The 23,710-nt window shown below is 67.7% G+C and carries 20 protein-coding genes; 9 read left to right on the forward strand and 11 right to left on the reverse strand.

Annotation, left to right across the window (positions count from 1 at the left end):
• Nucleotides 1-44 precede the first annotated feature (44 nt).
• A complete protein-coding gene (locus LMJ29_RS10935; protein ID WP_229605550.1) occupies nucleotides 45-821 on the forward strand; it encodes a MetQ/NlpA family ABC transporter substrate-binding protein in 777 nt (258 codons plus the stop codon).
• A 202-nt stretch (nucleotides 822-1,023) separates the two neighbouring features.
• Here LMJ29_RS10935 and LMJ29_RS10940 read toward each other — a convergent pair whose 3' ends face one another.
• From LMJ29_RS10940 to LMJ29_RS10960, 5 genes are all read right to left on the reverse strand, one after another.
• A complete protein-coding gene (locus LMJ29_RS10940) occupies nucleotides 1,024-2,016 on the reverse strand; it encodes a 2-dehydropantoate 2-reductase (RefSeq protein ID WP_229605551.1) in 993 nt (330 codons plus the stop codon).
• Between the two features lie 95 nt (nucleotides 2,017-2,111).
• A complete protein-coding gene (locus LMJ29_RS10945) occupies nucleotides 2,112-2,876 on the reverse strand; it encodes a class II aldolase/adducin family protein (RefSeq protein WP_229605552.1) in 765 nt (254 codons plus the stop codon).
• Nucleotides 2,877-2,911: 35 nt separating this feature from the next.
• A complete protein-coding gene (locus LMJ29_RS10950; protein ID WP_229605553.1) occupies nucleotides 2,912-3,946 on the reverse strand; it encodes a TRAP transporter substrate-binding protein in 1,035 nt (344 codons plus the stop codon).
• Nucleotides 3,947-4,081: 135 nt separating this feature from the next.
• On the reverse strand, nucleotides 4,082-5,104 hold the full coding sequence (locus tag LMJ29_RS10955; protein WP_229605554.1) for an AraC family transcriptional regulator: 1,023 nt from the start codon (nucleotides 5,102-5,104) through the stop codon (nucleotides 4,082-4,084).
• 222 nt (nucleotides 5,105-5,326) lie between these two features.
• Complete coding sequence (locus tag LMJ29_RS10960) at nucleotides 5,327-6,556, reverse strand: nucleoside recognition domain-containing protein (protein WP_229605555.1); 1,230 nt, start codon at nucleotides 6,554-6,556, stop codon at nucleotides 5,327-5,329.
• Between the two features lie 107 nt (nucleotides 6,557-6,663).
• On the opposite strand from LMJ29_RS10960, the gene wrbA reads away from it, so the two are divergent.
• Entirely contained in the window at nucleotides 6,664-7,260 is a 597-nt protein-coding gene (gene wrbA / locus LMJ29_RS10965) for an NAD(P)H:quinone oxidoreductase (RefSeq protein WP_229605556.1), read from the forward strand.
• Nucleotides 7,261-7,391: 131 nt separating this feature from the next.
• The gene (locus LMJ29_RS10970; RefSeq protein ID WP_229605557.1) at nucleotides 7,392-10,067 is read left to right on the forward strand and encodes a putative bifunctional diguanylate cyclase/phosphodiesterase; all 2,676 of its coding nucleotides are present in this window, start codon (nucleotides 7,392-7,394) and stop codon (nucleotides 10,065-10,067) included.
• A gap of 12 nt (nucleotides 10,068-10,079) precedes the next feature.
• On the opposite strand, the gene LMJ29_RS10975 is transcribed toward LMJ29_RS10970, so the two are convergent.
• Nucleotides 10,080-10,607: a DUF3087 family protein gene (locus LMJ29_RS10975; RefSeq protein ID WP_229605730.1), complete on the reverse strand. Its 528-nt coding sequence runs from the start codon at nucleotides 10,605-10,607 to the stop codon at nucleotides 10,080-10,082.
• Nucleotides 10,608-10,747: 140 nt separating this feature from the next.
• Between LMJ29_RS10975 and LMJ29_RS10980 the strand changes: the two genes are divergently transcribed.
• Nucleotides 10,748-11,191, forward strand: coding sequence for a universal stress protein (locus LMJ29_RS10980; protein ID WP_229605558.1), 444 nt, complete (start codon nucleotides 10,748-10,750; stop codon nucleotides 11,189-11,191).
• A gap of 271 nt (nucleotides 11,192-11,462) precedes the next feature.
• Here the strand turns inward: LMJ29_RS10980 and LMJ29_RS10985 are convergent, their stop codons facing one another.
• From LMJ29_RS10985 to dmeF, 3 genes are all read right to left on the reverse strand, one after another.
• Nucleotides 11,463-13,865: a penicillin acylase family protein gene (locus LMJ29_RS10985; protein WP_377655913.1), complete on the reverse strand. Its 2,403-nt coding sequence runs from the start codon at nucleotides 13,863-13,865 to the stop codon at nucleotides 11,463-11,465.
• A 160-nt stretch (nucleotides 13,866-14,025) separates the two neighbouring features.
• Entirely contained in the window at nucleotides 14,026-15,414 is a 1,389-nt protein-coding gene (locus LMJ29_RS10990; protein WP_229605559.1) for a PhoH family protein, read from the reverse strand.
• Between the two features lie 239 nt (nucleotides 15,415-15,653).
• Nucleotides 15,654-16,709, reverse strand: coding sequence for a CDF family Co(II)/Ni(II) efflux transporter DmeF (gene dmeF, locus LMJ29_RS10995; RefSeq protein ID WP_229605560.1), 1,056 nt, complete (start codon nucleotides 16,707-16,709; stop codon nucleotides 15,654-15,656).
• A 121-nt stretch (nucleotides 16,710-16,830) separates the two neighbouring features.
• On the opposite strand from dmeF, the gene yaaA reads away from it, so the two are divergent.
• The gene (gene yaaA, locus LMJ29_RS11000) at nucleotides 16,831-17,610 is read left to right on the forward strand and encodes a peroxide stress protein YaaA (protein ID WP_229605561.1); all 780 of its coding nucleotides are present in this window, start codon (nucleotides 16,831-16,833) and stop codon (nucleotides 17,608-17,610) included.
• Nucleotides 17,611-17,630: 20 nt separating this feature from the next.
• The gene (locus LMJ29_RS11005; protein ID WP_229605562.1) at nucleotides 17,631-18,092 is read left to right on the forward strand and encodes a multidrug transporter; all 462 of its coding nucleotides are present in this window, start codon (nucleotides 17,631-17,633) and stop codon (nucleotides 18,090-18,092) included.
• Nucleotides 18,093-18,377: 285 nt separating this feature from the next.
• On the opposite strand, the gene LMJ29_RS11010 is transcribed toward LMJ29_RS11005, so the two are convergent.
• Both LMJ29_RS11010 and LMJ29_RS20955 read right to left on the reverse strand, forming a co-directional pair.
• Nucleotides 18,378-18,860, reverse strand: coding sequence for a phosphate-starvation-inducible protein PsiE (locus LMJ29_RS11010; RefSeq protein ID WP_229605563.1), 483 nt, complete (start codon nucleotides 18,858-18,860; stop codon nucleotides 18,378-18,380).
• 316 nt (nucleotides 18,861-19,176) lie between these two features.
• Nucleotides 19,177-19,581, reverse strand: a complete 405-nt coding sequence (locus LMJ29_RS20955; protein WP_319942215.1) for a pilin — start codon at nucleotides 19,579-19,581, stop codon at nucleotides 19,177-19,179.
• 232 nt (nucleotides 19,582-19,813) lie between these two features.
• Between LMJ29_RS20955 and pilB the strand changes: the two genes are divergently transcribed.
• From pilB to LMJ29_RS11035, 3 genes are read left to right on the forward strand one after another with little or no spacing between them, the layout of a single operon-like run.
• Complete coding sequence (pilB, locus tag LMJ29_RS11025; RefSeq protein WP_229605564.1) at nucleotides 19,814-21,514, forward strand: type IV-A pilus assembly ATPase PilB; 1,701 nt, start codon at nucleotides 19,814-19,816, stop codon at nucleotides 21,512-21,514.
• A 2-nt stretch (nucleotides 21,515-21,516) separates the two neighbouring features.
• The gene (locus LMJ29_RS11030; protein WP_229605565.1) at nucleotides 21,517-22,737 is read left to right on the forward strand and encodes a type II secretion system F family protein; all 1,221 of its coding nucleotides are present in this window, start codon (nucleotides 21,517-21,519) and stop codon (nucleotides 22,735-22,737) included.
• Between the two features lie 3 nt (nucleotides 22,738-22,740).
• Entirely contained in the window at nucleotides 22,741-23,616 is an 876-nt protein-coding gene (locus LMJ29_RS11035) for a prepilin peptidase (protein ID WP_229605566.1), read from the forward strand.
• The last annotated feature ends 94 nt before the right edge of the window (nucleotides 23,617-23,710 follow it).

Below are 23,710 nucleotides of genomic sequence, written 5' to 3' on the forward strand. Positions count from 1 at the left end.
GGCCATCCGCCGGCCCGGCGTTTCATCCCACAAGGAGTTCGACCATGAAGAAACTGCTGGCCGCCGCGACCCTGTTCGCCGCCTTCGCCGCCACCGCCCAGGCGGAAACCCTCAGCGTCGCCGCCACCCCGGTGCCGCACGCGGAGATCCTCGAAGTGGTCAAGCCGCTGCTGGCCAAGCAGGGCGTGGAGCTGAAGGTGCGCGTGTTCACCGACTACGTGCAGCCCAACCTGCAGGTGCAGCAGGGCAACCTCGACGCCAACTTCTTCCAGCATCAGCCCTACCTCGACGAGTTCAACGCCAGCCGCAAGACCGACCTGGTCAGCGTGACCGGCGTGCACGTCGAGCCCTTCGGCGCCTACTCCAGCAAGATCAAGAAGCTCGACGAGCTGCCCGAGGGCGCCAGCGTGGCCATCCCCAACGACGCCACCAACGGCGGCCGCGCCCTGCTGCTGCTGGCCAAGGCCGGGGTGATCACCCTCAAGGACGGCGCCGGCATCACCGCCACGCCCAAGGACATCGCCGGCAATCCCAAGCACATCCAGGTCCGCGAGCTGGAAGCGGCCACCCTGCCGCGCGTGCTCAAGCAGGTCGACCTGGCGCTGATCAACACCAACTACGCCCTGGAAGCCGGCCTGACCCCGACCAAGGACGCCCTGGCCATCGAGGGCAACGACTCGCCCTACGTGAACATCCTGGTCAGCCGCGCCGACAACAAGGACAGCGCCGCCATCCAGAAGCTGGCCCAGGCCCTGCACAGCCCGGAGGTGAAGCAGTTCATCGCCGACAAGTACAAGGGCGCGGTGGTGCCGGCGTTCTGATTCGGCGAGCCACCTGGTGGAAAAGGCTGCGCGGTTTTCCACCCTACTACTGCTGAACGACGAAGCCCTCGCATTGCGGGGGCTTCGTGTTTGTGGGCTGACAAACCGCAGGGTGGACAACTCGCACAGCGATTGTCCACCGCCCGGACGCCTGCGGGGATATCGGTGGAAAACCGCTACGCGGGTTTTCCACCCTACGCCATCAACCCTGCTGCGCAGCCTCCGGATACAGGCCGTGGACCCGCGCGAACAGCCGGGTCAGGCCGAGCAGCGCGTCGATGCTCGGGGTGGCGACGCCCAGGCGCTGACCGATTTCCCGCACCGCGCCGACGATGCCGTCCAGCTCGATGGCGCGTCCGGCCTCGGCGTCCTGCAGCATCGAGGTCTTGAAGGCGCCCAGCTTGCGGGTCACCGCGTGGCGCTCGTCGGGGCTCTGGGTGACGTCGCAGCCGACCAGCCGGCCGATGGCGGCGGCCTCGCGCATGGCGGCCGAGCAGAACTCGCGCACCAGCTCGTCCTCGAGCAGGCGGTCGATGGTCGCGCCGGTGATGGCCGAGACCGGATTCATGGTCAGGTTGCCCCACAGCTTGTACCAGATGTCGTAGCGGATATCGGCGCTGACGGTGACCGCGAAGCCGGCCTTTTCGAGCCACTCGGCCAGCCGCTGCACGCGCGCGGACGCACCGCCCGCCGGCTCGCCGACGATCAGCCCGTTGCCCATCACATGGCGCACCAGGCCGGGCTCCGGGCTGGTGCAGCTGGCGTGCACCACGCAGCCGACGACCTGTTGCAGCGGAATGGTGCGGCCGATGGCGCCGCTCGGATCGACGCTGGCCAGCGGCGCCTCGGCGAAGGCCGGCAGTCCCTGGCAGAACCACCAGGGCACGCCGTTCATGGCCGGCAGCACCAGCGTATCCGCGCCGATCAACGGCGCCAGGCGCGGCGCCAGTTCGGCCAGCGCCTGGCCCTTGACCGCGATGATGACCAAGTCCTGCACGCCGAGCGCCTCGGCATTGTCGGCCGCGGTGACCGGCACCTGCAGCACGCTCTCGCTGGTTTGCAGACGCCAGCCGTGGCTACGCAGGGCCTCCAGCTTGGCGCCGCGGGCCAGGACGCTGACGCGGGCGCCAGCGGCGGCGAGCTTGCTGCCGAGGAAACCGCCGATGGCGCCGGCGCCGACGATGCAGACCTTCATGTTCGATTCTCCTGTACGGTCGAGGAAGCCTTATAGGATCGTCCGCAGGCGCTCGACAAGAGCCCTCTCGCCAAGCCCCGCGGCGCCGCCGCTACTCAGTGGCGGTAGCTGGGGTCGATGCGGTCGACCAGCCGGGTGAAGGCGCAGAAGGCGTCCTCGCCGGCGCCATACTTGGGATCGAAGTTCAGCGAGTCGGCCACGCACTTGCGCAGTACCTGCTCCGGGATCAGCCGCCCCGCGCCCATCGAGCGGGTCGCCAGCTGCACCTCGCAGGCGCGCTGCACCAGCCAGATCAGCGAGAAGGCCTGCGCCAGGGTCGCGCCGATGATCACCGGGCCGTGGTTGCGCAGCAGCAGCACCGGCTTGCCCTGGGCGCTGTCGAGGATGCGCTCGCCCTCGTCGGCGTGCACGGTGATGCCCTCGAACTCGTGGTAGGCGATCTTGCCGAACAGCTGCGCCGCGTAGAAGTTGCTGAACTCCAGGCCCTCGTCGAGGCAGCAGACGCCCATGGTCGGCGTGGTGTGCACGTGCATCACGCAGTGCGCGTCGGGCAGGCGGTCGTGGATCACGCCGTGGAAGGTGAAGCCGGCCGGGTTGATCGGCCAGTCGGAATGGCCGATCACGTTGCCCTGTACGTCGACCTTGACCAGGTTCGAGGCGCACACCTCGGAGTAGTGCAGGCCGAAGGGGTTGGTCAGGAAGTGCTTGTCCGGGCCCGGCACGCGCAGGGAAATGTGGTTGTAGATCGACTCGGACCAGCCGAGATGGTCGAAGATCCGGTAGGCCGCCGCCAGCCTGACGCGGGCCTGCCATTCCTCTTCGCTGAAGCGCTGCGGACGCTCGTAGTAGTTGTTGCTCATGTTCCTCTCCTCTCCTGAATGGGCCTGTCGCGCGTTCAACGCGCGGCTTGCGCCGTCTGGGCCCGCGCGGCGTCCAGCAGCGCCTGGCCGTCGAAACCCTTGTCCTTCGCTTCGGCGATCCACTGCTGCTCGGCCGGGCGCAGGCGCTCGAGCATCTGCCGGTAGTCGTCGGCGGCCAGCTGGTTGACCTCGTGGCCGGCGGCGATGACCTTGGCGCGCGTTGCTTCGCCGGCCTCGTCCCACACCCGGCCGAAGCGCTCGACCAGTGGCAAGCCGCTGTGCTGGTCGACGATGGCGCGCAGGTCGTCCGGCAGGCGCTCGTAGGTGCGCTTGTTCATCAGCATCGCCAGTACGGTGGCGCCGAGCACCGGCTGGTCGGCCGGCGACTCGAGGTGATGGCGGGTGATCTCGTCCATCTTGGTCGGCGTCACCACCTCCCACACCGCCGAGGCGCCGTCCACCACGCCCTTGGACAGGGCCTCGGTGACCATCGCCGGAGGCATGGCGACCGGCACCGCGCCGAGCGCCTCGAGGGTGCGCGAAATGCTGCGGTTGGGCGCGCGCAGGCGCAGGCCCACGAGGTCGGCCGAGGTGCGCAGCGGACGGCTGGCGGTGTGCAGGTTCATGCCGCCGTCGGCGTGCATGGCCAGCACCTTGTAGGGGGCGTATTCGTCGGTCAGGTGCTGCTGGTAGAAGCTCCAGATCACCCGGCCGGCGGCCAGGCCGCCCTGCGGCAGCACGCCCGGCAGCTCCAGGGCCTCGGTCTTCGGGAAGCGCCCGGCGGAGTAGCCCGGCGCCGTCCACACCACGTCGGCGGTGCCCTGGCGGACCTGGTCGGCCAGCTTGGCCGGGGTGCCGCCCAGCTGCATGGACGGATAGATCTGGCAGACCAGGCGGCCGGCCGAGGCCTGCTGCAGCTCGTCGCACCAGGGCTGGATGACCTTCTGCTGGGCGTTGGAGTTGACCGGCAGGAAGTGCGCGACCTTGAGGGTGATCGGTGCGGCCAGGGCGGAACCGGCGCCGCAGGCCAGCAGCAGGGACACGGCCAGGCGCGAAAGCACGGGCTTCATGGGGGGAACCTCGCAATTTTTTGTTCTTGTAGGCGCCACGCAAGGCGTGGCGGTCAGGCAGGCACAGCTTGGCCGATGGCCGCAGACGGGCCTATCCGCATCCGGCAAGGACTGTCCGGATCGGGTGGAAATCGCTCAGCCGCGGCGCAGAGTGGCCGAAGGCGCCTCGCCGAAGCGGCGCAGGTAGTCGCCGGCGAAGCGGCCGAGATGGGCGAAGCCGCCCTGCAGCGCGATGCTGGAGACGCTCTCGTGGGCGGCGGCCCGCTGCAGGTGACGACGCACCGCCTGCAGGCGCTGCTCGTGCAGCCAGCGCATCGGCGTGGTCTGGCGGAACTGGCGGAAACCCGCGGTGAGGCTGCGGATGCTGGTGCCGCTGGCCTCCGCGATGGCGGCGAGGGTCAGCGCCTCGCCGAGATGGGCGCGCATGTACTCCTCGGCCCGGCGCACGTGGCGGGGCGCCGGCAAGGGCGGTGCGGCCTGCGCCAGGTCCGCGTGATTGTGCGGCTGCTCGGTGAGCAGGAGGAGCATCGCCATCTCTTCCAGCGGGCCGAGCAGGGCCGGCGCCGAGGGCGTGCCCAGTTGGCTGGTCACCAGGCGCAGCAGCGCCAGCCAGCGCTCGTGCAGGGCGCTGGCCTGCGCGATGGCGGGGTGGAAGTGCATCGGCCCGTGCAGGGGGCGCTCGTACAGACGCTCGAACAGGCGCTCGATGGCCGGCCGGTCGATGCGCAGGTTGAGGCGCCAGCTGTCCGGGCTGAAGCGCTTGGTGACCGGCGCCTCCGGCGAGTCGACGACGATCAACCCGGCGGCGCCCTGCACCTCGTCGGCGCGGGTGCGAATCCGCGAGTGGCCACACAGCTGGGTGGTCACCAGTACGAAGTCGGTGGTCCAGGCCTGCTCCAACTCGACCTCGGTGCCGAACGACAGGCAGCTCAGCTCCAGGCTGCCCAGCGGCTGGCGCGCCAGGCGCATGTCGAAGGCCGCGGGATCGCCGTGCAGATGCAGGCGGTGCGGGCTGTAGCTCTCGTGCAGGCCGCTGGAGGCCTGCGCGGGATCGCGGGTGCTCAGCCGCCACTGCGCCGCCTGACGCAACTGCTCGGCGCGCCGGCTCAGGCTGTCCAGCTCGGCGAGGGGCGGCGCGGGGGTGGCAGGGGGCGTCATGGGCGGCGAACTCCGGCGAACGTGACGGCCATCTCTAGCACGCAGGCCGGCAGGTGCCAAGTCGCCCGGGGCAATCGCATGAAGCCGATTTCCCGGCCCGTAGGGGCGAATTTATTCGCCCAAATGGCCGAGCAAGGCGAATGAATTCGCCCCTACAGTGGAACCAGCCAGCGCGGCAGTCATTCATGCGCGTGCCCTGCCAAGCCGCCGGCCGTCGCGCCCTCAACCGAAGAACCAGTAGCACACCGCGATCGACGCCAGCACCCCGGCGAGGTCGGCGAGCAGCGCGCAGCCCACGGCGTGGCGGGCGCGCTGGATGCCGACCGCGCCGAAGTACACGGCCAGCACGTAGAAGGTGGTCTCGGTGCTGCCCTGCACGGTGGCGGCGACCAGTGCCGGGAAGCTGTCGACGCCATGGCTCTGCATGGTCTCGATCAGCATGGCGCGCGCGGCGCTGCCGGAGAACGGCTTGACCAGCGCGGTGGGCAGCGCGTCGACGAAACGGGTGTCCCAGCCGGCCCACTCGACCAGCGCGCGGATGCCGTCGAGGCCGAACTCCAGCGCCCCGGAGGCGCGCAGCACGCCCACCGCGCAGAGCATGGCGACCAGGTAGGGCAACAGGTTCCTGGCCACCTCGAAGCCCTCCTTCGCCCCCTCGACGAACGCCTCGTACACCGGCACGCGGCGCAGCGCGCCGAACAGCAGGAAGGCGAGGATCAGGCCGAACAGGGTGAGGTTGCCGAGCAGCGAGGACAGCACCGCCAGGGCGGTGGCGGAGAGCCCGGCGAGGAAGGCCATGAAGGCGCCGAGCGCCAGCGCCCCGGTGCCCAGCCAGGCCAGCACCACCGGATCGTGCAGGCGCAGGCGCTGCATGAAGGCGACCGACAGCAGGCCGACCAGGGTCGAGGCGCTGGTGGCCAGGAGGATCGGCAGGAACACCAGGGTCGGGTCTTCGGCGCCCTGCTGCACCCGGTACATGAAGATCGACACCGGCAGCAGGGTCAGCGACGAGGCGTTGAGCACCAAAAAGAGGATCTGCGCGTTGCTCGCCGTGGTCTGGCTGGGGTTGAGATCCTGCAGCGCGCGCATCGCCTTGAGGCCGATGGGGGTGGCCGCGTTGTCCAGGCCCAAGGCGTTGGCGGTGAAGTTGAGGGTGATCAACCCGAGCGCCGGATGGCCGGACGGCACCTCCGGCATCAGCCGGCGGAACAGCGGTCCCAGCAGCACGGCGAGGCGCTCGACCAGGCCGGCGCGCTCGGCGATGCGCAAAAAGCCCAGCCACAGGGTCAGGGTGCCGAACAGCACGATCATCACCTCGACCGACAGCTTGGCCATCGCGAACAGGCTCTCGACCATGGCGGCGAACACCCCGGCGTCGTCGCCGACCAGCCAGCGCGCGCCTGCGGCGACGGCCGCGATGATGAAGAACCCCAGCCACAGGCCGTTGAGCATGTCGAACCCCCTTTGCGAACAGGCGACGGATGATAGCGGCCGGCACTGGCCAAGGTCACCCGTGCGGCTAGGCTGAACGGACACAGCCATCCTCTGGAGTCATGCCGATGAAAAAGGTTCTGGTGCTGTATTACTCGATGTACGGCCATATCGAGCAGATGGCCGAGGCGGTGGCAGCCGGCGCCGCCAGCGTGGCGGGGGTCGAGGTGACCCTCAAGCGGGTGCCGGAAACCATGCCCGAGGAGATCGCGCGCAAGGCCGGCGCCAAGCTCGACCAGGCCGCCGAGGTGGCCAATCCGCAGGAGCTGGCCGACTACGACGCCATCCTGTTCGGCACGCCGACCCGCTTCGGCAACATGGCCGCGCAGATGCGCAACTTCCTCGACCAGACCGGCGGCCTGTGGGTGAAGGGCGCGCTGATCGGCAAGCTGGCCAGCGTGTTCACCTCCACCGGCACCGGCGGCGGCGGGGAAACCACCATCACCTCGTTCTGGCACACCCTCGCGCACCAGGGCATGGTCATCGTCGGCCTGCCCTACAGCGCGCCGGAGCTGACCGACATCAGCGAGCTGCGCGCCGGCTCGCCGTACGGCGCGGCGACCATCGCCGGCGCCGACGGCTCGCGCCAGCCGAGCGCCAAGGAGCTGGCCCTGGCGCGCTTCCAGGGCGAGCACGTGGCCAAGCTGGCGGTGCGCCTGCAGTAGGCCGGGAACCGGGCGGCGGGCCGCCGGCACCGGCGCGGCGGCTTGCCGCTGCGGCGTTTCCGCCCGGCGGACGATTGGAGGGGCGCGACGGCTGTGGCACCATCGCGGCAAAAAGATGGAGAGGAACTCCGATGGTTCTCCTGTCGCGGCCGACCTTCATCCGCCTCGTGACGCTCGCCTATTTCCTGTTCGGCCTCGGCTGGATCCTGCTCTCGGACCATCTGCTCGGCCTGTTCGCCGACAAGGATTCCATCCTGCGCGCCTCGAGCTGGAAGGGCGGGCTGTTCGTGCTGAGCACCTCGGCGCTGCTCTACGTCGCCCTGCGCGCCGTGCCGGGCACGCGCGCCGAGGCCGCCGATTCGTTGCTCGAGCGCCTGTCGGTGCGGGCGATCTCGCCGCGCCGCAACGGCTGGCTGGTCTGGCTGTTCACGTTGACCATCACCCTGGTCGCCCTCGGCCTGCAGCAGAGCCTCGCCATGGCGAACGACGGCCACCGCCTGCTGATCCTGCTGGTTCTGCCCGTTGCCCTCAGCGCCCTGATCGGCGGCCTGCTGCCCGGCCTGCTGGCGACCCTGCTCGCCTCGCTGGGCGCCGCCTGGCTGGCGCTGCCGCCGCTCGGCAGCCTGCTGGTCGACGCACAGATCGACCGCCTCCAGCTGTTCTTCTTCGTGCTGACCGGCGCCACCCTCTGCGTGATCATCGAGCTGCTCAAGCGCGCCCGCGAGGGACTGGGCTTCCACCGCCGCCTGCTCGACTCGCTGGTGGCGGCGGCCGCCGACGCCATCGTCGTCAAGGACCGCCACGGCCGCTATCTGCTCGCCAACCAGGCCGCCGCGGACTTCGTCGGCCGGCCGCTCGACGAGGTGCTCGGCAAGACCGACGCGCAGCTGTTCGCCGCGGCGCCCGCGGTGACCATCGCCCGCCACGACCAGGAGGTGCTGCACAGCGGGCAGGCGATGAGTCACGACGAGCACCTGGTGACCGCCCAGGGCCGCCAGCTGGTGTTCTCCGTCAGCCGCGGCCCGCTGCTCGACGAAACCGGCGAGGTCAGCGGGCTGTTCGCCATCGCCCGCGACATCACCGCGCGCAAGCGCATCGAGCTGGCCCAGCAGGAGGCGACGGCGGTGTTCGAGTCCAGCTACGAGGGCATCATGGTGCTCGACACCGCGCGGCGCATCGTGCGGGTCAACCCGGCGTTCGTGCGCATCACCGGCTATGGTGCCGACGAGGCGCTCGGCAAGCCGCCGCTGTGGCTGGACGCCGAGGGCTTCGCCACGACGGCCGACGCCGCGCCCTGGGTGGCGCTGCAGGCGCAGGGCTTCTGGAGCGGCGAGGTGTGGAGCCGGCGCAAGGGCGGCGAACGCTATGCCCAGCTGCTCTCGCTGTCCGCCGTGCGCGACGCCAGCGGCGCCGTGCAGCAGTATGTCGGCCTGTTCTCCGACATCACCCCGCTGAAGAACCACCAGGCCGAGCTGGACCGGGTGGCCCACTACGACCCGCTGACCGGCACCCCCAACCGCCGCCTGCTCGCCGACCGCCTGGAACAGGCCATCGCCCGCTCGGCGCGCTCCGGCAAGTCGCTGGCGGTGTGCCTGCTCGACCTCGACGGCTTCCGGCAGATCAACGAGCGGCACGGCCACGATGCCGGCGACGCGCTGCTGCAGGCGGTGGCCAGCGGCCTCAAGCAGGTGCTGCGCGCGGAGGACACCCTGGCCCGCCTGGGCGGCGACGAGTTCGCCCTGCTGCTCGCCGACATCGACTCGCCGGAAGATTGCGCGAACATCCTCAACCGGGTACTGGCGGCGATCAACGCGCCGCTGCAGGTCGCCGGCGCCACCCTGCACACCTCGGCGAGCGTCGGCGTCAGCCTGTATCCCGACGACAACGTCGACGGCGACACCCTGCTGCGGCATGCCGACCAGGCCATGTTCCTGGCCAAGGAAGCCGGCAGGAACTGCTACCACCTGTTCGACCCGGAAAGCCATCGCAAGGCGCAGGGGCACCGCCTGCACCTGGAGCAACTGCGCATCGCCCTCGAACGCGGCGAGTTCGTCCTCCACTACCAGCCCAAGGTCGACCTGAGCGACGGCCGGGTGCTCGGCGTCGAGGCGCTGGTGCGCTGGCAGGACCCGGGGCGCGGGCTGATCGCCCCGGGCGAGTTCCTGCCCTACTTCCAGAGCGTCGAGCCGCTGGAGCGGGCGCTCGGCGAGTGGGTCCTCGACAACGCGCTGGCCCAGCTCGACCAGTGGCTGAAGGAGGGCCTGACGCTCGATGTCAGCGTCAACATCAGCGCCCACCAGCTGATGCACGCCGACTTCGTCGAGCGCCTGGAAAGCCTGCTGAACTGCTACCCCGACATCCCGCGCGAGCTGCTCGAGCTGGAGATCCTCGAGACGGCGGCGCTCACCGACATGCCGCGGGCCATCGAGGTGCTGCGCGCCTGCGGGCGTCTGGGCATCCGCTTCGCCCTCGACGACTTCGGCACCGGCTACTCATCGCTGACCTACCTGCGTCAGCTGCCGATCGACACCCTGAAGATCGACCAGAGCTTCGTGCGCGACATGCTGGTCGACCCCGACGACCGCGCCATCGTCGATGGCGTGATCCGCCTGGCCGCCGCCTTCAACCGCCGGGTGATCGCCGAGGGGGTGGAAACCCTCGAGCACGGCCAGGCCCTGCAAAGTCTGGGCTGCCAGTTGGTGCAGGGTTACGGCATCGCCCGGCCGATGCCGGCCGGGCAGTTGCCCGCCTGGCTGGACACCTGGCAGGCGCAGGCGGCCTGGCGGCGCCTGGGCCAAGCATCCTGACCCGCGCGGCGCTCAGCGGCCGGGGCGCTTGAGCGCGGCGAGCCAGGCCGGATCGAGGCGGTTCTGCTCGGTATCGATGCCCAGCGCCTGCATGCGCGCCTGATGCTCGTCGATCTCGTGCACCATCTGGCTGAGGCCGCTGGAGTTGCCGTCCAGCTGGTGCATCTGCGCAAGCCCCAGGTGGTAGAAGCGCAGCAGCTTGATGGCGGTCGGGTCGTTGGCGGCGACGCCGGCCTGAACCTGGTGCATGACGTTGGTGACGCTCATCAGGCTGCGCTTGAGCTGCCAGCCGTAGACCGCCGCGGCCATCCACGGCTGCGTCCAGTACAGGCGGCGCACCAGCAGCACGGTGAGCAGCAGCCCGCCGATCACCCCGCCCAGGTTCCAGCGGAAGTTGTCGCCGCCGGGGCTGCCGAACAGCAGCACCAGCAGGCCGGACAGCAGCAGGGCCAGCGGCACGAAGGTCAGGATGATGGTCAGGGTGCTGCGCCGCGTCTGCCGGCGGTACTGCTCGGCATCCATCGGCTTGATTTCGAATATCACGGGCGCGGGTTTCCTCGGGGATGGGCGGCCATTATCGCCTGCCGTCGCCGGGCCGGCTAATCGTCCGCGGGCCGGCGCGTGATTTTCCGTGGCACGGCCATACTGTTCTGGCTGACTGCTGCCGAGGAGGACCTGCCATGCTCTACCAGCATCTGCTGATCGCGGTCGACCTGACCGACGACTGCCACAAGGTGATCGAGCGCGCCGCGGCCCTGACCGCCGGCGCGGCCAGGCTGTCCCTGGTGCACGTGCTCGAGCCGGTTTCCACCCTGGTCTTCACCAACGTGGTGGGCGACGAGGTGCAGATGAAGGCCATGCACCAGGCGCAGCTCGACAAGGCCAGCCAGAAAGTGGCGGAATTCCGCAGCCGGCATCCGCAACTGGCCGCGGAAGACTGCCACGTGCTGTTCGGCCACGTCGCCCAGGAAGTGCACCGCGTGGCCCACGAGCGCGGCTGCGACCTGATCGTCACCGGCAGCCACGGCCGCCACGGCATGGCCCTGCTGCGGGGCTCGACCTCGAACGACCTGCTGCACGGCGCCACCTGCGACGTGCTGGCGGTATACCTGCCCAAGCCCTGAGAGCCTGTTCACGATCTCGCGAGCTAGAGCCAGGCAAGGCCTAGGCGGCCCCGCGGAAATCGGTTGAGGAAGCGGAGTTTACGAACGGTAAATGAGCATGACTCGCTCCGCTCGCCCCTTCGGGCGTTCAGTGGCAAGCCACTGTCCGAAACCGATTGACTCGCTCCGCTCGCCCTGCGGGCCAGCCTGCGGCTGTTACTCCGCTTCGCTACGTTTCAACGCCGCTTGGCCGACGCGTAGCAGATCGTGAGCAGGCTCTGAGTTCGCGCCCCTAGGGGCGCAGCCACAGCACACCACGCGTCTGCGCGGCGATCTCGGCCTCGTCCAGCGCCATCGGCCGATAGGCGCCGGCCAAGTAGGCCTCGGCCTGGTCGGCGTAGTGGCCGTCGAACGGCACCCCGCTCTGCCCCAGCGGGCTGCTGGCCAGCGCCCGCTGCGGCGCAGCGAAGTCGATCAGGCGGCGTACCGAGGGACCGTAGCCGACCGGCCAGGGCGCCGGGCCGAACTGCTGGGCCAGGTTGTTGGGTGCCTCGTGGGTGCCGGGGGCGGCGAAGGCGCCGACGTTGAACAGCTTGTCCAGCGGCGCGACGCGGCCCAGCGGGTGCTCGAAGGTCAGGGTGTGCACCGCGCCCCAGCGCCAGCCGGCCGGATCGGCACCCAGGGTGGCGCGCAGATGGACCAGGCTGGCCCGCCAGGCACGCGCGACTATCGCCGCGCGGCTTTCCCGCGCCGGCGTGGCGCGGTCGTCCCACCAGGGCGCGCCGGCATCGGCGGCCAGCCGCGGCAGCGCGTCGCTGACCGCGCGGGTGGCGAGCAGCGCCTTGAAGAAGGGCTCGCCCAGCTCGTCGGCCATCGCCTCGCGGGCCAGTTGGTAGAGCAGCTGGTTGAACAGCACCGCGGCGCGCGAACCGAGTCGGTGCTCGCCGTCCCAGGCGGCCAGTTCGCCGAGCAGCGCCTGCTCGTCCGCACCCGCCGCGGCGCGCAGCTCGTCCATCAGCGGGGCGAGAATGCGCTGCGGAAAGCCGTTGCCCGCCTCCAGTTGCAGCGCCTGGCTGTTGTCCACGTCCCAGCGTACGCCGGCGGCGTCGAGACGCTCGCGCAGGCGTCGGTACCGGTCCACCGGGTTGTAGTAGCCGGGCACCGCATCGCCGGCCGGGCGCTGGTTGGCCGACAGCACGTAGCCGCGCGGCGGGTTTTCCTCGCGCGGATTGGCGGAAAACGGCAGCAGTCGCGGCGCCGCCGCCTCGGCGCTGGCGCCGTCGAGCACGAAGCCCGGATCGGCGCCGGCCGGACGCTCGAGCAGGCGTCCCGCCGCCCACCAGGCGATGTCGCCCCTGGCCGAGGCCCAGACGATGTTCAGCCCCGGCGCCTCGATGCCGGCCGCCGCCGCGCGGCCCTTGGCCAGGCTGTCGGCGCGGTTGAGACGGTAGAAGGCATCGAGGATCGGGTTGGCGGCCTCCAGGTACAGCCAGCGCAGGGCGATCGGCGTGGGTCCGGCCAGCGCGCCGAGCGCGTCGTTGACCAGCGGGCCGTGCGGCGCGCGGCGCAGGGTCAGCTCGACCGGCGCGGCATCCTTCACCGCGATCCGTTCCGTGCGGCTTTCCAGATCCACCCAGCGGCCGTCGTGCCAGACCTGCTCGGCATTCGCCGGGTTGACCCGCTCGGCGATCAGGTCGAGGTCGTCGTTCTGGAACATGGTCAGCGACCAGCCGAAGTCGCGGTTGTGGCCGAGCAGGGCGAAGGGGATCAGCGCGTGGTGCTGGCCGTACAGCTCGAAGCCCGGCGCCGACAGATGGGCGCTGTACCACACCTGCGGCACGCTGAAGCGGATGTGCGGATCGCCGGCCAACAGCGGCTTGCCGCTGGCAGTATGCGCGCCGGCGATCGCCCAGGCGTTGCTGCCTTCGAACTGGCTGAGGCCGCCGCGCCCCGGGGCCTCGTCGCCGAGCCGGGCGAGGGCGTGCAGGCCACGCCAGTCGGCAGCGGCCAGCGCCGGGCTCGCTGGCGACGGCGGTGCACCGCGGCCGAACACCGCCAGGTAGTCGGCACCCAGTTGGTCGCGGATATGGGTCAGCACCGGCTCGGTGCGCAGCGCGGCGGCGAAGCTGTAGGCCATGTAGCCGATCACGCTGAAGCTGTCCTCGGCGCTGAACGGCCGTGGGCGGATGCCGAGCAGGTCGAACTCCAGCGGCAGCGGCCGGCTGGCCTGGTACTGGTTGATGCCGTCGAGGTAGGCCTCGAGCGCGTGCCAGGCCGGGCTGGCGTGGTCGGCCTGGGCCACCTGCGCGCTCGCCCGCTCGCGCAGGCGCAGGGTGCGGAACAGCCGATCGGTGTCGACCAGACCGGCGCCGAGGATCTCGGCCAACTCGCCGCGCGCCAGGCGACGCAGCATCTCCATCTGGAACAGGCGCTCCTGGGCGTGCAGGTAGCCCAGCGCGCGGTACAGGTCGGCCTCGTTCTCGGCGCGGATGTGCGGCACGCCCTGGGCGTCGAAGCGCACCTCGACCGGCGCGGCGAGGCCGGCCAGATGCAGCTCGCCGGCGCGCTGCGGCTGCTTGCCGTGCAGGTAGGCGGCGAGCGCGGCGATACCGAGCAGCAGCACGCCCGCCAGCGCGGCCAGCACACGGCGCCAGTGGCGGCGCGGAGCACGGATAGGGGAGGACGAGGCGGCCACGGCAGGACTCCGCAAGGAAAACGGAGCGCCATTCTACGTCCACGACAGGCCGCCGGAGCAGCGCCCGCAGGAGTCGGCTGGCTCCTGCGAGGGGGGCGATTGCCCCGCAGGGTTGACCGAGTGCCGGAAGCCGTCGTCCCTGGCGGCTTCCGGCCGGTCCTTACAGATGCGCCTCGGCGTACTCGGCCAGCAGCGAGCGCGGCACCCCCTGGAGGGTGATGTGCACGCCGTGGGGGAAGTCCTTGAAGCGTTCGGTCAGGTAGGTCAGGCCCGAGCTGGGGGCCGACAGGTAGGGGGTATCGATCTGCGCCAGGTTGCCCAGGCAGACCACCTTGGAGCCGTTGCCGGCGCGGGTGATGATGGTCTTCATCTGGTGCGGGGTGAGGTTCTGGCACTCGTCGATGAGCAGCAGACTCTGCTGGAAGCTGCGCCCGCGGATGTAGTTGAGCGACTTGAACTGCAACGGCACGCGCTGGAGGATGTAGTCGACGCTGCCGTGGGTGCTCTCGTCGTCCATGTGCAGCGCCTCGAGGTTGTCGGTGATGGCGCCCAGCCAGGGTTCCATCTTCTCCGCCTCGGTGCCGGGCAGGAAGCCGATGTCCTCGTCCAGCCCCTGCACGCTGCGGGTGGCGATGATGCGCCGGTAGCGCTTGCTGACCATGGTCTGCTCGATGGCCGCGGCCAGGGCGAGAATGGTCTTGCCCGAGCCGGCCGCGCCGGTGAGGTTGACCAGATAGATGTCCGGGTCGAGCAGCGCATACAGCGCCAGCGCCTGGTAGATGTCGCGCGGCTTGAGGCCCCAGGCCTCCTGGTGGAGCAGCGGTTCCTGGTGCAGGTCGAGCAGCAGCAGGTGGCTCTTGTGCACTTCCTTGACCCAGCCGACAAAGCCCTGCTCGTCGACGATGAACTCGTTGACGTGCACGTTGGGCAGCGCGTCGCTGAGCTGCACGCGGTGCAGGGTGCGGCCGATCTCCTGGCGGGTGTCGACCTTGCCGACCTTCTGCCAGAACGAGCCGGGCACGGTGTGGTAGCCGCGCGACAGCAGGGCCACGTCGTCGACCAGCTGGTCGGTGTGGTAGTCCTCGGCGGCCACGCCGCAGGCGCGCGCCTTCAGGCGCATGTTGATGTCCTTGCTGACCAGCACCACCTCGACGTCCGGACGGCGGCCCTGCAACTCGACCAGTTGATTGATGATCTTGTTGTCGTTGAGGTGCTCGGGCAGGCCGCTGACGGTGGTGTCCAGACGGCTCATGAGGATCGACAGACTGCCGCGGGGCGCACCCTTGCCGCGCTGGATCGGCACGCCCTGCTCGACCTGGGCCGGGGTGGCCTCGCCGAGCAGCTGGTCGATCAGGCGGATGGCCTGGCGACTCTCGGCCGCCACGCTGTGCTTGCTGGTCTTCAGATGATCGAGCTCCTCGAGCACGGTCATCGGGATGGCCACCTGATGCTCCTGGAAGTTCAACAGGGCATTGGGGTCGTGGATCAGGACGTTGGTATCGAGCACATATAGCCTGGGGTAGGTGGTTTTGCCCGCGTGATTTTCCATGTTCGTACTCCGGTCCCGTTGCTCAGCGACGGAATGCCCGCAGGCGCTCCGCCCCTTGGAGCCGCCCCGCCTGCGTTTCTGGGGGCAGGGGGCGACTTGCAGCCAAATTGCGTCCTGAACGTTTACCGAGTGATTACAGGTTTTGACTCCCTCCTCCCCACGTTGATTCCCTCCTGCCTTGCAGTCTAGGTGGCCGTCCGTCTGCGCGCCGGCCATCAGGAGTTTTTCGCTCCTGTTTTTCAGTGCGCAGCCAGCGGTGGGTGACCGGCGTCGCAGCGGTTCACCTCGACGGTGAGGTGCACCAGTTCGCCAAGCACGCCCAGGCGCGCCTTGAAGTCGTCCGGCTGGCGCTCGGCGTGGGTCACCAGGCTGAGCAGACAGGCGTACTGGGCGCGGCCGACCCGCCACAGGTGCAGATCGGTCACCTCGCTGTCCGGGTCTTCCTCGACCAGCGCGCGCACCCGCCGCGCCAGCGCGCCGTCGTCCAGTTCGCGATCGAGCAGCGCGTGGCTGGTCTCGCGCAGCAGACCCTTGGCCCACACCGCGATGATCAGCGCACCGACCACGCCGATCAGCGGGTCCAGCCAGCTCCAGCCGAAGTACTTGCCGCCGAGCAGGGCGGCGATCGCCGCCACCGAGGTGAGCGCGTCGGCCAGCACATGCAGAAAGGCGGCGTGGCGATTGAGGTCGCGGCCGGCGGACGCCTGTCCCTCAGCATGGGCATGCGGGTGGTCGTGGTCGTGGTCGTGGTCGTGGTCGTGGTCGTGGTCGTGGTCGTGGTCGTGGTGAGCATGGGCGCCGTCGTGGTCATGTCCATGCGCGTGACCGTGATCATGGCCGTGCTCGTCGTGCAGCAGCCAGGCCGAGGCGAGGTTGACCAGCAGACCGATGGCGGCCACCCACAGTGCCTGGTCGAAGCTGATCGGCTCCGGCCGCCACAGGCGCACCAGCGATTCCAGCGCCATCAGCCCGGCCACCACGACCAGTAGCAGCGCGCTGGCGAAGCCGGCGAGCACCTCGATCTTCCAGGTGCCGAAGACGAAGCGCGGATCGCGCGCATAGCGCCGCGCCATCTGGTAGGCCAGCGCGGTCAGGCCGATGGCCAGCATGTGCGAGGCCATGTGCCAGCCGTCGGCGAGCAGGGCCATGGAGTTGAACCAGCTGCCGGCGCCGATCTCCACCAGCATGGTCACGCCGGTGAGCGCCACCACCATCCATGCCTGCCGTTCGGCACGCTGCTCCAGCGGGCGGTAGTCGTGGGAGGATTCCCAGCGCGAGTGATCGCATGCGGCCATCTGAGCGGTTCCATTCAGAGGGATGTGACTAGATTGCGCCCATGCCCCGGGGCCAGGTCAAGCCCGCAGCCAGGCCGGAAAAGCGCTGCTAGAATCGGGCCAAAGTCCGAGGAGCCCCGCCATGCTGATGGTGATTTCACCCGCCAAGACGCTCGACTACACCAGCGCGCCGGTCACCGCGCGCCATACCCTGCCGGAGTATCTGGACCACTCCGTGGAGCTGATCGACCAGCTGCGCGAACTGACCCCGGCGCAGATCGCCGAGCTGATGGGCCTGTCCGACAAGCTCGCCGGCCTGAATGCCGCACGCTACGCGCAGTGGACGCCGGAGTTCACCCCGCAAAACGCCAAGCAGGCGCTGCTCGCCTTTAAGGGCGACGTCTACACCGGACTGGATGCGGACAGCTTCGCCGAGGACGACTTCACCTTCGCCCAGCAGCACCTGCGCATGCTGTCCGGGTTGTACGGCGTGCTGCGGCCGCTCGACCTGATGCAGCCCTACCGCCTGGAAATGGGCACCAAACTGGCCAACGGCCGCGGCAAGGATCTCTACGCGTTCTGGGGCGAGCGCATCAGCGAGTGGCTGAACCAGGCGCTGGCCGCGCAGGGTAGCGAACTGCTGCTCAACCTCGCCTCCAACGAGTACTTCGGCGCGGTCAAGCGCAAGGCGCTCAAGGCGCAGGTGATCGACACCGAGTTCAGGGACCTGAAGAACGGCCAGTACAAGATCATCAGCTTCTACGCCAAGAGGGCCCGCGGCCTGATGGCGCGCTACGTGATCCAGAACCGCCTGCGTGATCCCGAGGCGCTCAAGGATTTCGACCTCGCCGGCTACTCCTACGCCGCCGAGCAGTCGAGCGCGGACAAGCTGGTGTTCCTGCGCGACCACGCCGAGGACTGACACGCGCCGGAGGGGGCGACATGCTGATCGGCACTCTGCTCATCCTCAGCTGGCTGGCCCTGCTGATCCGCTATCCCGCCTGGGCGATCCCGCTCAACCTGGCGGCGGTGTTCGCCCTTGGGCTGGTGGCGCTGGGACTGGCCTGGCAGGAACAGGGCGAGCAGCGACGTCTCGAGCGGGTGGAGCTGACCTTGGCGCTGGACGCCGCCTGTCCCGCCGACCGCCCCCTGCGCGCGCATCTGCGCAACGGCAGCGACGCCACTCTGCACGAGCTGCGCTGGCAGGTCGGCGCCTACCAGAGCGGCGACAGCATCAACCTCGCCGACAACCGCTACGACAGCCCCCACTACCGCGCCCCGCATACCCTGCTGCCGGACAGCGACTGGCAGGAATGCCTGCCGCTGCCGCCGCTGCGCGCCGGCTACCGCCCCTCCAGCCTGGAGTTTCGCGCCGAACGGCTGCGGGGGCACTTCGGCGAGTAGGTTCTCTCCCGTTCGCGATTTCGTTCGCCAAGGGCAGCCCGCGTGGAAGCGTGGAAGCGTGGAAGCGTAGAAGCGTAGAAGCGTAGAAGCGTAGAAGCGTAGAAGCGTAGAAGCGTAGAAGCGTAGAAGCGTAGAAGCGTAGAAGCGTAGAAGCGTAGAAGCGTAGAAGCGTAGAAGCGTAGAAGCGTAGAAGCCAGCTTGGGGCGATGCCTTAGTCGCGAGCAAGCTTGCGCCTACGGATGGAAGGGGGCTACGCAGCAGCCCCCAAGATCGCCCGCAATGGCTTCAGGGCTTGTCGCCCAGGCTCGCCGCGTCGAAACCCTTGCGCCCGGAGTCCTGCGCCGGAATGGGAAACTTCGCCGAGGCATAACGCACCACCAGGGTCGACACGGCCAGAAGCAGGATCGCCCCGCAGACCAGGACGATGCCCATGCTCGGCTTGTGCTCGTGCTGGATGTCGGCGATCAGCAGGCGGGTCAGCGCGGTGATCGCCACGTAGATGAGAAAGCGCACGGGCATGTGGTTGGTCTTGAAGTAGATCCCCACCATCGCGCCCAGCTCGAGGTAGATGAACAGCAGGAGGATGTCGTCGATGCTCGCCGCCCCCTTGCCAACCATCCCCCAGAACGCCACCACCGCCGCCCAGGCCACGGTACCGCCGATGGCGAACAGCGCCAGATAGTGAAAGCCCTCCACCAGCAGGTTGCCCAGGGCATCGGCCTGGTGATGCATGGTATAGCGCAAACGCTCGGCCCAGTGCGGTTTCATGACGGTGATTCCCCCGGAAATTTGGATTGGGGAATCAGGCCATAAGAACGGCTGGACTAGCAATCGCGCTAAAGTACCAATCTGCCTCAAACGCCACGTTACATCGGGGAGAAAGCTGAGATACGCACACGCTTCTCTCCACGCTCGGTCACGTTCAGCAGTAGTCGCGCACCCCTTCCTGCACTGTTATCAACTTACGACGGCAGTTACATCCGCAGGATGTGCGCCCATGCTGGACGCACAAACGCAACGCCCCGCATAAGCGGGGCGTTGTGTGGATCAAGCTAAACTAACCGGAGTCTGTCCCCTATTAGTTTTAACGGCACTCAGCCGGAACCAGAGTGGCGTCCGAGCCTACGCAAGCCCAACCAACCGGGGCTCCGGGAGCGAGAGTCGGGGTCAGAGTCAGGACCACACTACGGGCAGTAGCATCCATGGTCACTTCAATTTCGCCAGTGGCGTTATCGCAAGTGATGGTCGACACATGACCCGCAGCGGTGGTGTTAGCGCCCTGGCAGAGGGTGGCGGAGGTAGTGTCGTTGGCGTAGTTCTCAGCCACCAGCGCCTTCAGACCAGAAGCCAAGCTCAGGCCCTCAGTGACACGTGCACGAACAGTGTAATCCTGGTAAGCCGGCAGGGCGATGGCGGCCAGGATGCCGATGATCGCAACCACAATCATCAGTTCAATCAGGGTAAAGCCTTTCTGCATTTGCGCTTTCATCAGTGGTACTCCATGTAGAGAGAGGAGGTCTTGCGGACCTGATCAAGTCAATGCAGCCCGCGTGCCAACTTTGCGAAAGCCTTGTTCCGTGGGCTTCACAGACCTCCACCTGGCTCACGGAAACCCACCCGCGCCAGGATCTGCCGTTTTTTGTCACACCGCCCGTGTGGAATTGGCAGCGCAACGGCATTGCGCTATAAGGCAGCCACCGGATTAGCAGGTTGCCTCCCCCATGAACGACTCCATCGCCCTCACCGGCCTGGCCCGCCAACTGGTGTTCGCCGAGCTGCTGGATGCCAGGACGGCGCAGCAGGCGCAGGCCGAAGCACTGCGCAACAAGGTTCCGCTGGTCAGCCATCTGGTGCAGAACAAACTGGTCAAGCCACGAGCTCTGGCGGAAATGGCCAGCGAGCAGTTCGGCTTGCCGCTGTTCGACCTCAAGGCGCTGGACAAGGAGCTGCAGCCCAAGGAGCTGGTCAGCGAAAAGCTGATCCGCGAGCACCGCGTGCTGCCGCTGCTGCGCCGTGGCAATCTGCTGTTCGTGGGAGTCTCCGACCCTACCAACCAGCAGGCGATCCGCGACATCCAGTTCAGCATCGGCCTGAGCGTGGAAACTCTGCTGGTCGAGGACGACAAGCTTGGCGAAGCGATCGATAAGTTCTTCGACAGCACCAGCTCCGGCATGGAGGATCTAGGCGATGTCGACCTTGATGGCGTCGACATCGAGCAGGGCGGAGAAAAGAAGGAGGAAGCCGCAGCAAACGAGGCTGACGACTCGCCGGTAGTCAAGTTCGTCAACAAGATGCTGCTCGACGCCATCCGCGGCGGTTCCTCGGACCTGCACTTCGAGCCCTATGAAAAAGCCTACCGAGTGCGCTTCCGTACCGACGGCATGCTGCACGAGGTGGCCAAGCCGCCGATCCAACTGGCCAGCCGCATCTCCGCGCGCCTAAAGGTGATGGCCGCCATGGATATTTCCGAGCGACGCAAGCCGCAGGACGGGCGGATCAAACTGAAGATCTCGGCCAACAAGGCCATCGACTTCCGCGTCAACACCTGCCCGACTCTGTGGGGCGAGAAGATCGTGATGCGGATCCTTGACCCCACCAGCGCGCAGATGGGTATCGACGCCCTGGGTTACGAGGAAAGCCAGAAGGAGCTATATCTAAAAGCTCTCAGCCAACCGCAGGGCATGATCCTGGTCACCGGCCCCACCGGCTCGGGCAAGACCGTGTCGCTGTATACCGGCCTCAATATCCTCAACACCCCCGACATCAACATCTCTACCGCCGAAGATCCGGTGGAGATCAACCTCGAGGGCATCAACCAGGTCAACGTCAACCCCAAGCAGGGCATGGACTTCACCCAGGCGCTGCGCGCCTTCCTGCGCCAGGATCCGGACGTGATCATGGTCGGCGAAATCCGCGACCTGGAAACCGCCGAGATCGCCGTCAAGGCGGCGCAGACCGGCCACATGGTAATGTCCACCCTGCACACCAACAGCGCTCCCGAAACCCTCACCCGCCTGCGCAACATGGGCGTGCCCTCTTTCAACATCGCCACCTCGGTCAACCTGATCATCGCCCAACGCCTGGCACGCCGCTTGTGTTCGGCATGCAAGAAGGTGCATGACGTACCGCACGAGACCCTCATCAAGGAAGGCTTCCCCGAAGACCAGATCGGCAAATTCAAGCTCTACCAGCCAGTCGGCTGCGATGCCTGCAAGGGCGGCTACAAGGGCCGAGTGGGTATTTATGAAGTGGTTAAAATCACGCCGGGCCTGCAGCGCATTATCATGGAAGAAGGTAACTCCCTCGAAATCGCGGCCAAGGCCCGCGAAGAAGGCTTCAACGATCTGCGCACCTCGGGCCTGCTCAAGGCCATGCAAGGCATGACCAGCCTCGAGGAAGTCAACCGCGTGACCAAGGATTAACCATGGCGGCAAAAGCACTACAGAACAGCACCTTTGTCTGGGAAGGCACCGACCGCAAGGGGGCCAAGGTCAAGGGCGAGATTAGCGCTCAGGATCCGGCCCTGGCAAAGGCCCAGCTCCGCAAGCAGGGCATCAACCCGCTCAAGGTGAAGAAGAAAACCGGCTCGCTGCTAGGCGGCAAAGGCAAGAAGATCAAGCCGCTAGACATTGCCTTTTTCACCCGGCAACTGGCCACCATGATGAAATCCGGTGTACCGCTGCTGCAGTCATTCGACATCATTGCCGACGGCGTGGAAAATCAGAACATGCGTGCCCTGGTGCTGGACGTGAAGCAGGAGGTAGCCGCCGGCAACAGCCTAGCTACGTCTCTACGCAGGAAGCCACTATATTTCGACGATCTTTACTGCAACCTCGTGGAGTCCGGTGAGCAGGCTGGTGCTCTGGAAACTCTATTGGACCGCATCGCCACCTACAAGGAAAAGACTGAGGCACTCAAGGCCAAAGTCAAGAAGGCGATGACCTATCCGATCGCAGTAGTTGTGGTCGCATTGGTCGTGTCGTCCATCCTGCTAATTAAGGTGGTGCCACAGTTCCAGGAGGTATTCTCCAGCTTCGGCGCCGAATTGCCGGCTTTTACCCAGATGGTGATTCATCTTTCTGAGGCATTACAGGAATGGTGGTTTATTGTCCTGCTAGGAATTGTCGGCTCTCTCTACGCGTTTAAGGCAGTCCACCAGCGCTCGGAAAAATTCCGCAACCAAGTGGATCGCACTCTGCTAAAACTGCCTCTGGTGGGTGAGATCACCTATAAGAGTGCGGTGGCGCGTTACGCTCGCACTCTGTCTACCACCTTTGCTGCCGGCGTACCGCTGGTGGAAGCACTGGATTCGGTAGCCGGCGCCGCCGGCAATGTGGTATTCCGCGAGGCGGTCAATCGCGTCAAGCAGGACGTCACCTCTGGCATGCAACTGAACTTCTCCATGCGCACCACCGGAGTGTTCCCAGCCCTTGCGGTACAGATGACCTCCATCGGCGAGGAAGCCGGCTCGCTGGACAGTATGTTGGACAAGGTCGCCGAGTACTACGAGGCGGAAGTGGACAACATGGTCGACAACCTGACCACCCTGATGGAGCCGATGATCATGGCCGTGCTCGGTGTATTGGTCGGCGGCCTGATCATCGCCATGTACCTACCGATCTTCCAGATGGGCTCTGTCGTCTGACTCATGAATATTTTTGATCTCCTGGCCAGCCATACACTGGCCTTCGTTTTCTGCACCGCCATCCTTGGCCTGCTCGTCGGCAGCTTCCTCAACGTGGTGGTCTACCGCCTGCCGGTGATGATGCAGCGCGACTGGCAGTCCCAAGCCCGCGAGGTGCTGGAGCTGCAGGACGTCGAGCCGGCCGAGCGCTTCAACCTGCTGCTGCCGGACTCGCACTGCCCGCACTGCGGCCACAAGATCCGCGCCTGGGAGAACATCCCGATTCTCAGCTGGCTGCTGCTACGTGGTCGCTGCGCCGGCTGCAAGGCGCCGATCAGCCTGCGCTACCCGTTGGTGGAACTGGCCTGCGGGGTGCTTTCCGCGGTGGTCGCCTGGCAGTTCGGCTTCACCTGGCAGGCCGGCGCGGTGCTGCTGCTGACCTGGGGTCTCCTGGCGATGAGCCTGATCGACGCCGACCACCAGCTGCTGCCCGATGTGCTGGTGCTACCGCTGCTCTGGCTGGGGCTGATCGTCAACCAGTCGGGGCTGCTGGCTACGCCCAGCGATGCTTTCTGGGGCGCGGTGGCCGGCTATCTCAGCCTGTGGTCGGTGTACTGGCTGTTCAAGCTGGTGACCGGCAAGGAGGGCATGGGCTACGGCGACTTCAAGCTGCTGGCCATGCTCGGCGCCTGGGGCGGCTGGCAGATCCTGCCGCTGACCATCCTGCTCTCCTCAATGGTCGGAGCCGTGCTCGGCATCATCATTCTGCGCGTGCGCCGCGCCGATGGCGGCACGCCGCTGCCGTTCGGCCCCTACCTGGCGCTCGCCGGCTGGATCGCCTTGCTGTGGGGCGATGTCATTACCGGCAGTTACCTGCGCTTCGCCGGCTTCGGCGGCTGACCGTCCCGCCCTCTCCCACCCGCGGAGAGGGCGCTTCCAGTGGAGCGCCGCCGCTAACCGGGCGATAATGCGCCATCGCGGCAACGGACTCTCT

The organism is Pseudomonas oryzagri, assembly GCF_020831405.1.
In the GTDB taxonomy this organism is placed as follows: domain Bacteria; phylum Pseudomonadota; class Gammaproteobacteria; order Pseudomonadales; family Pseudomonadaceae; genus Geopseudomonas; species Geopseudomonas oryzagri.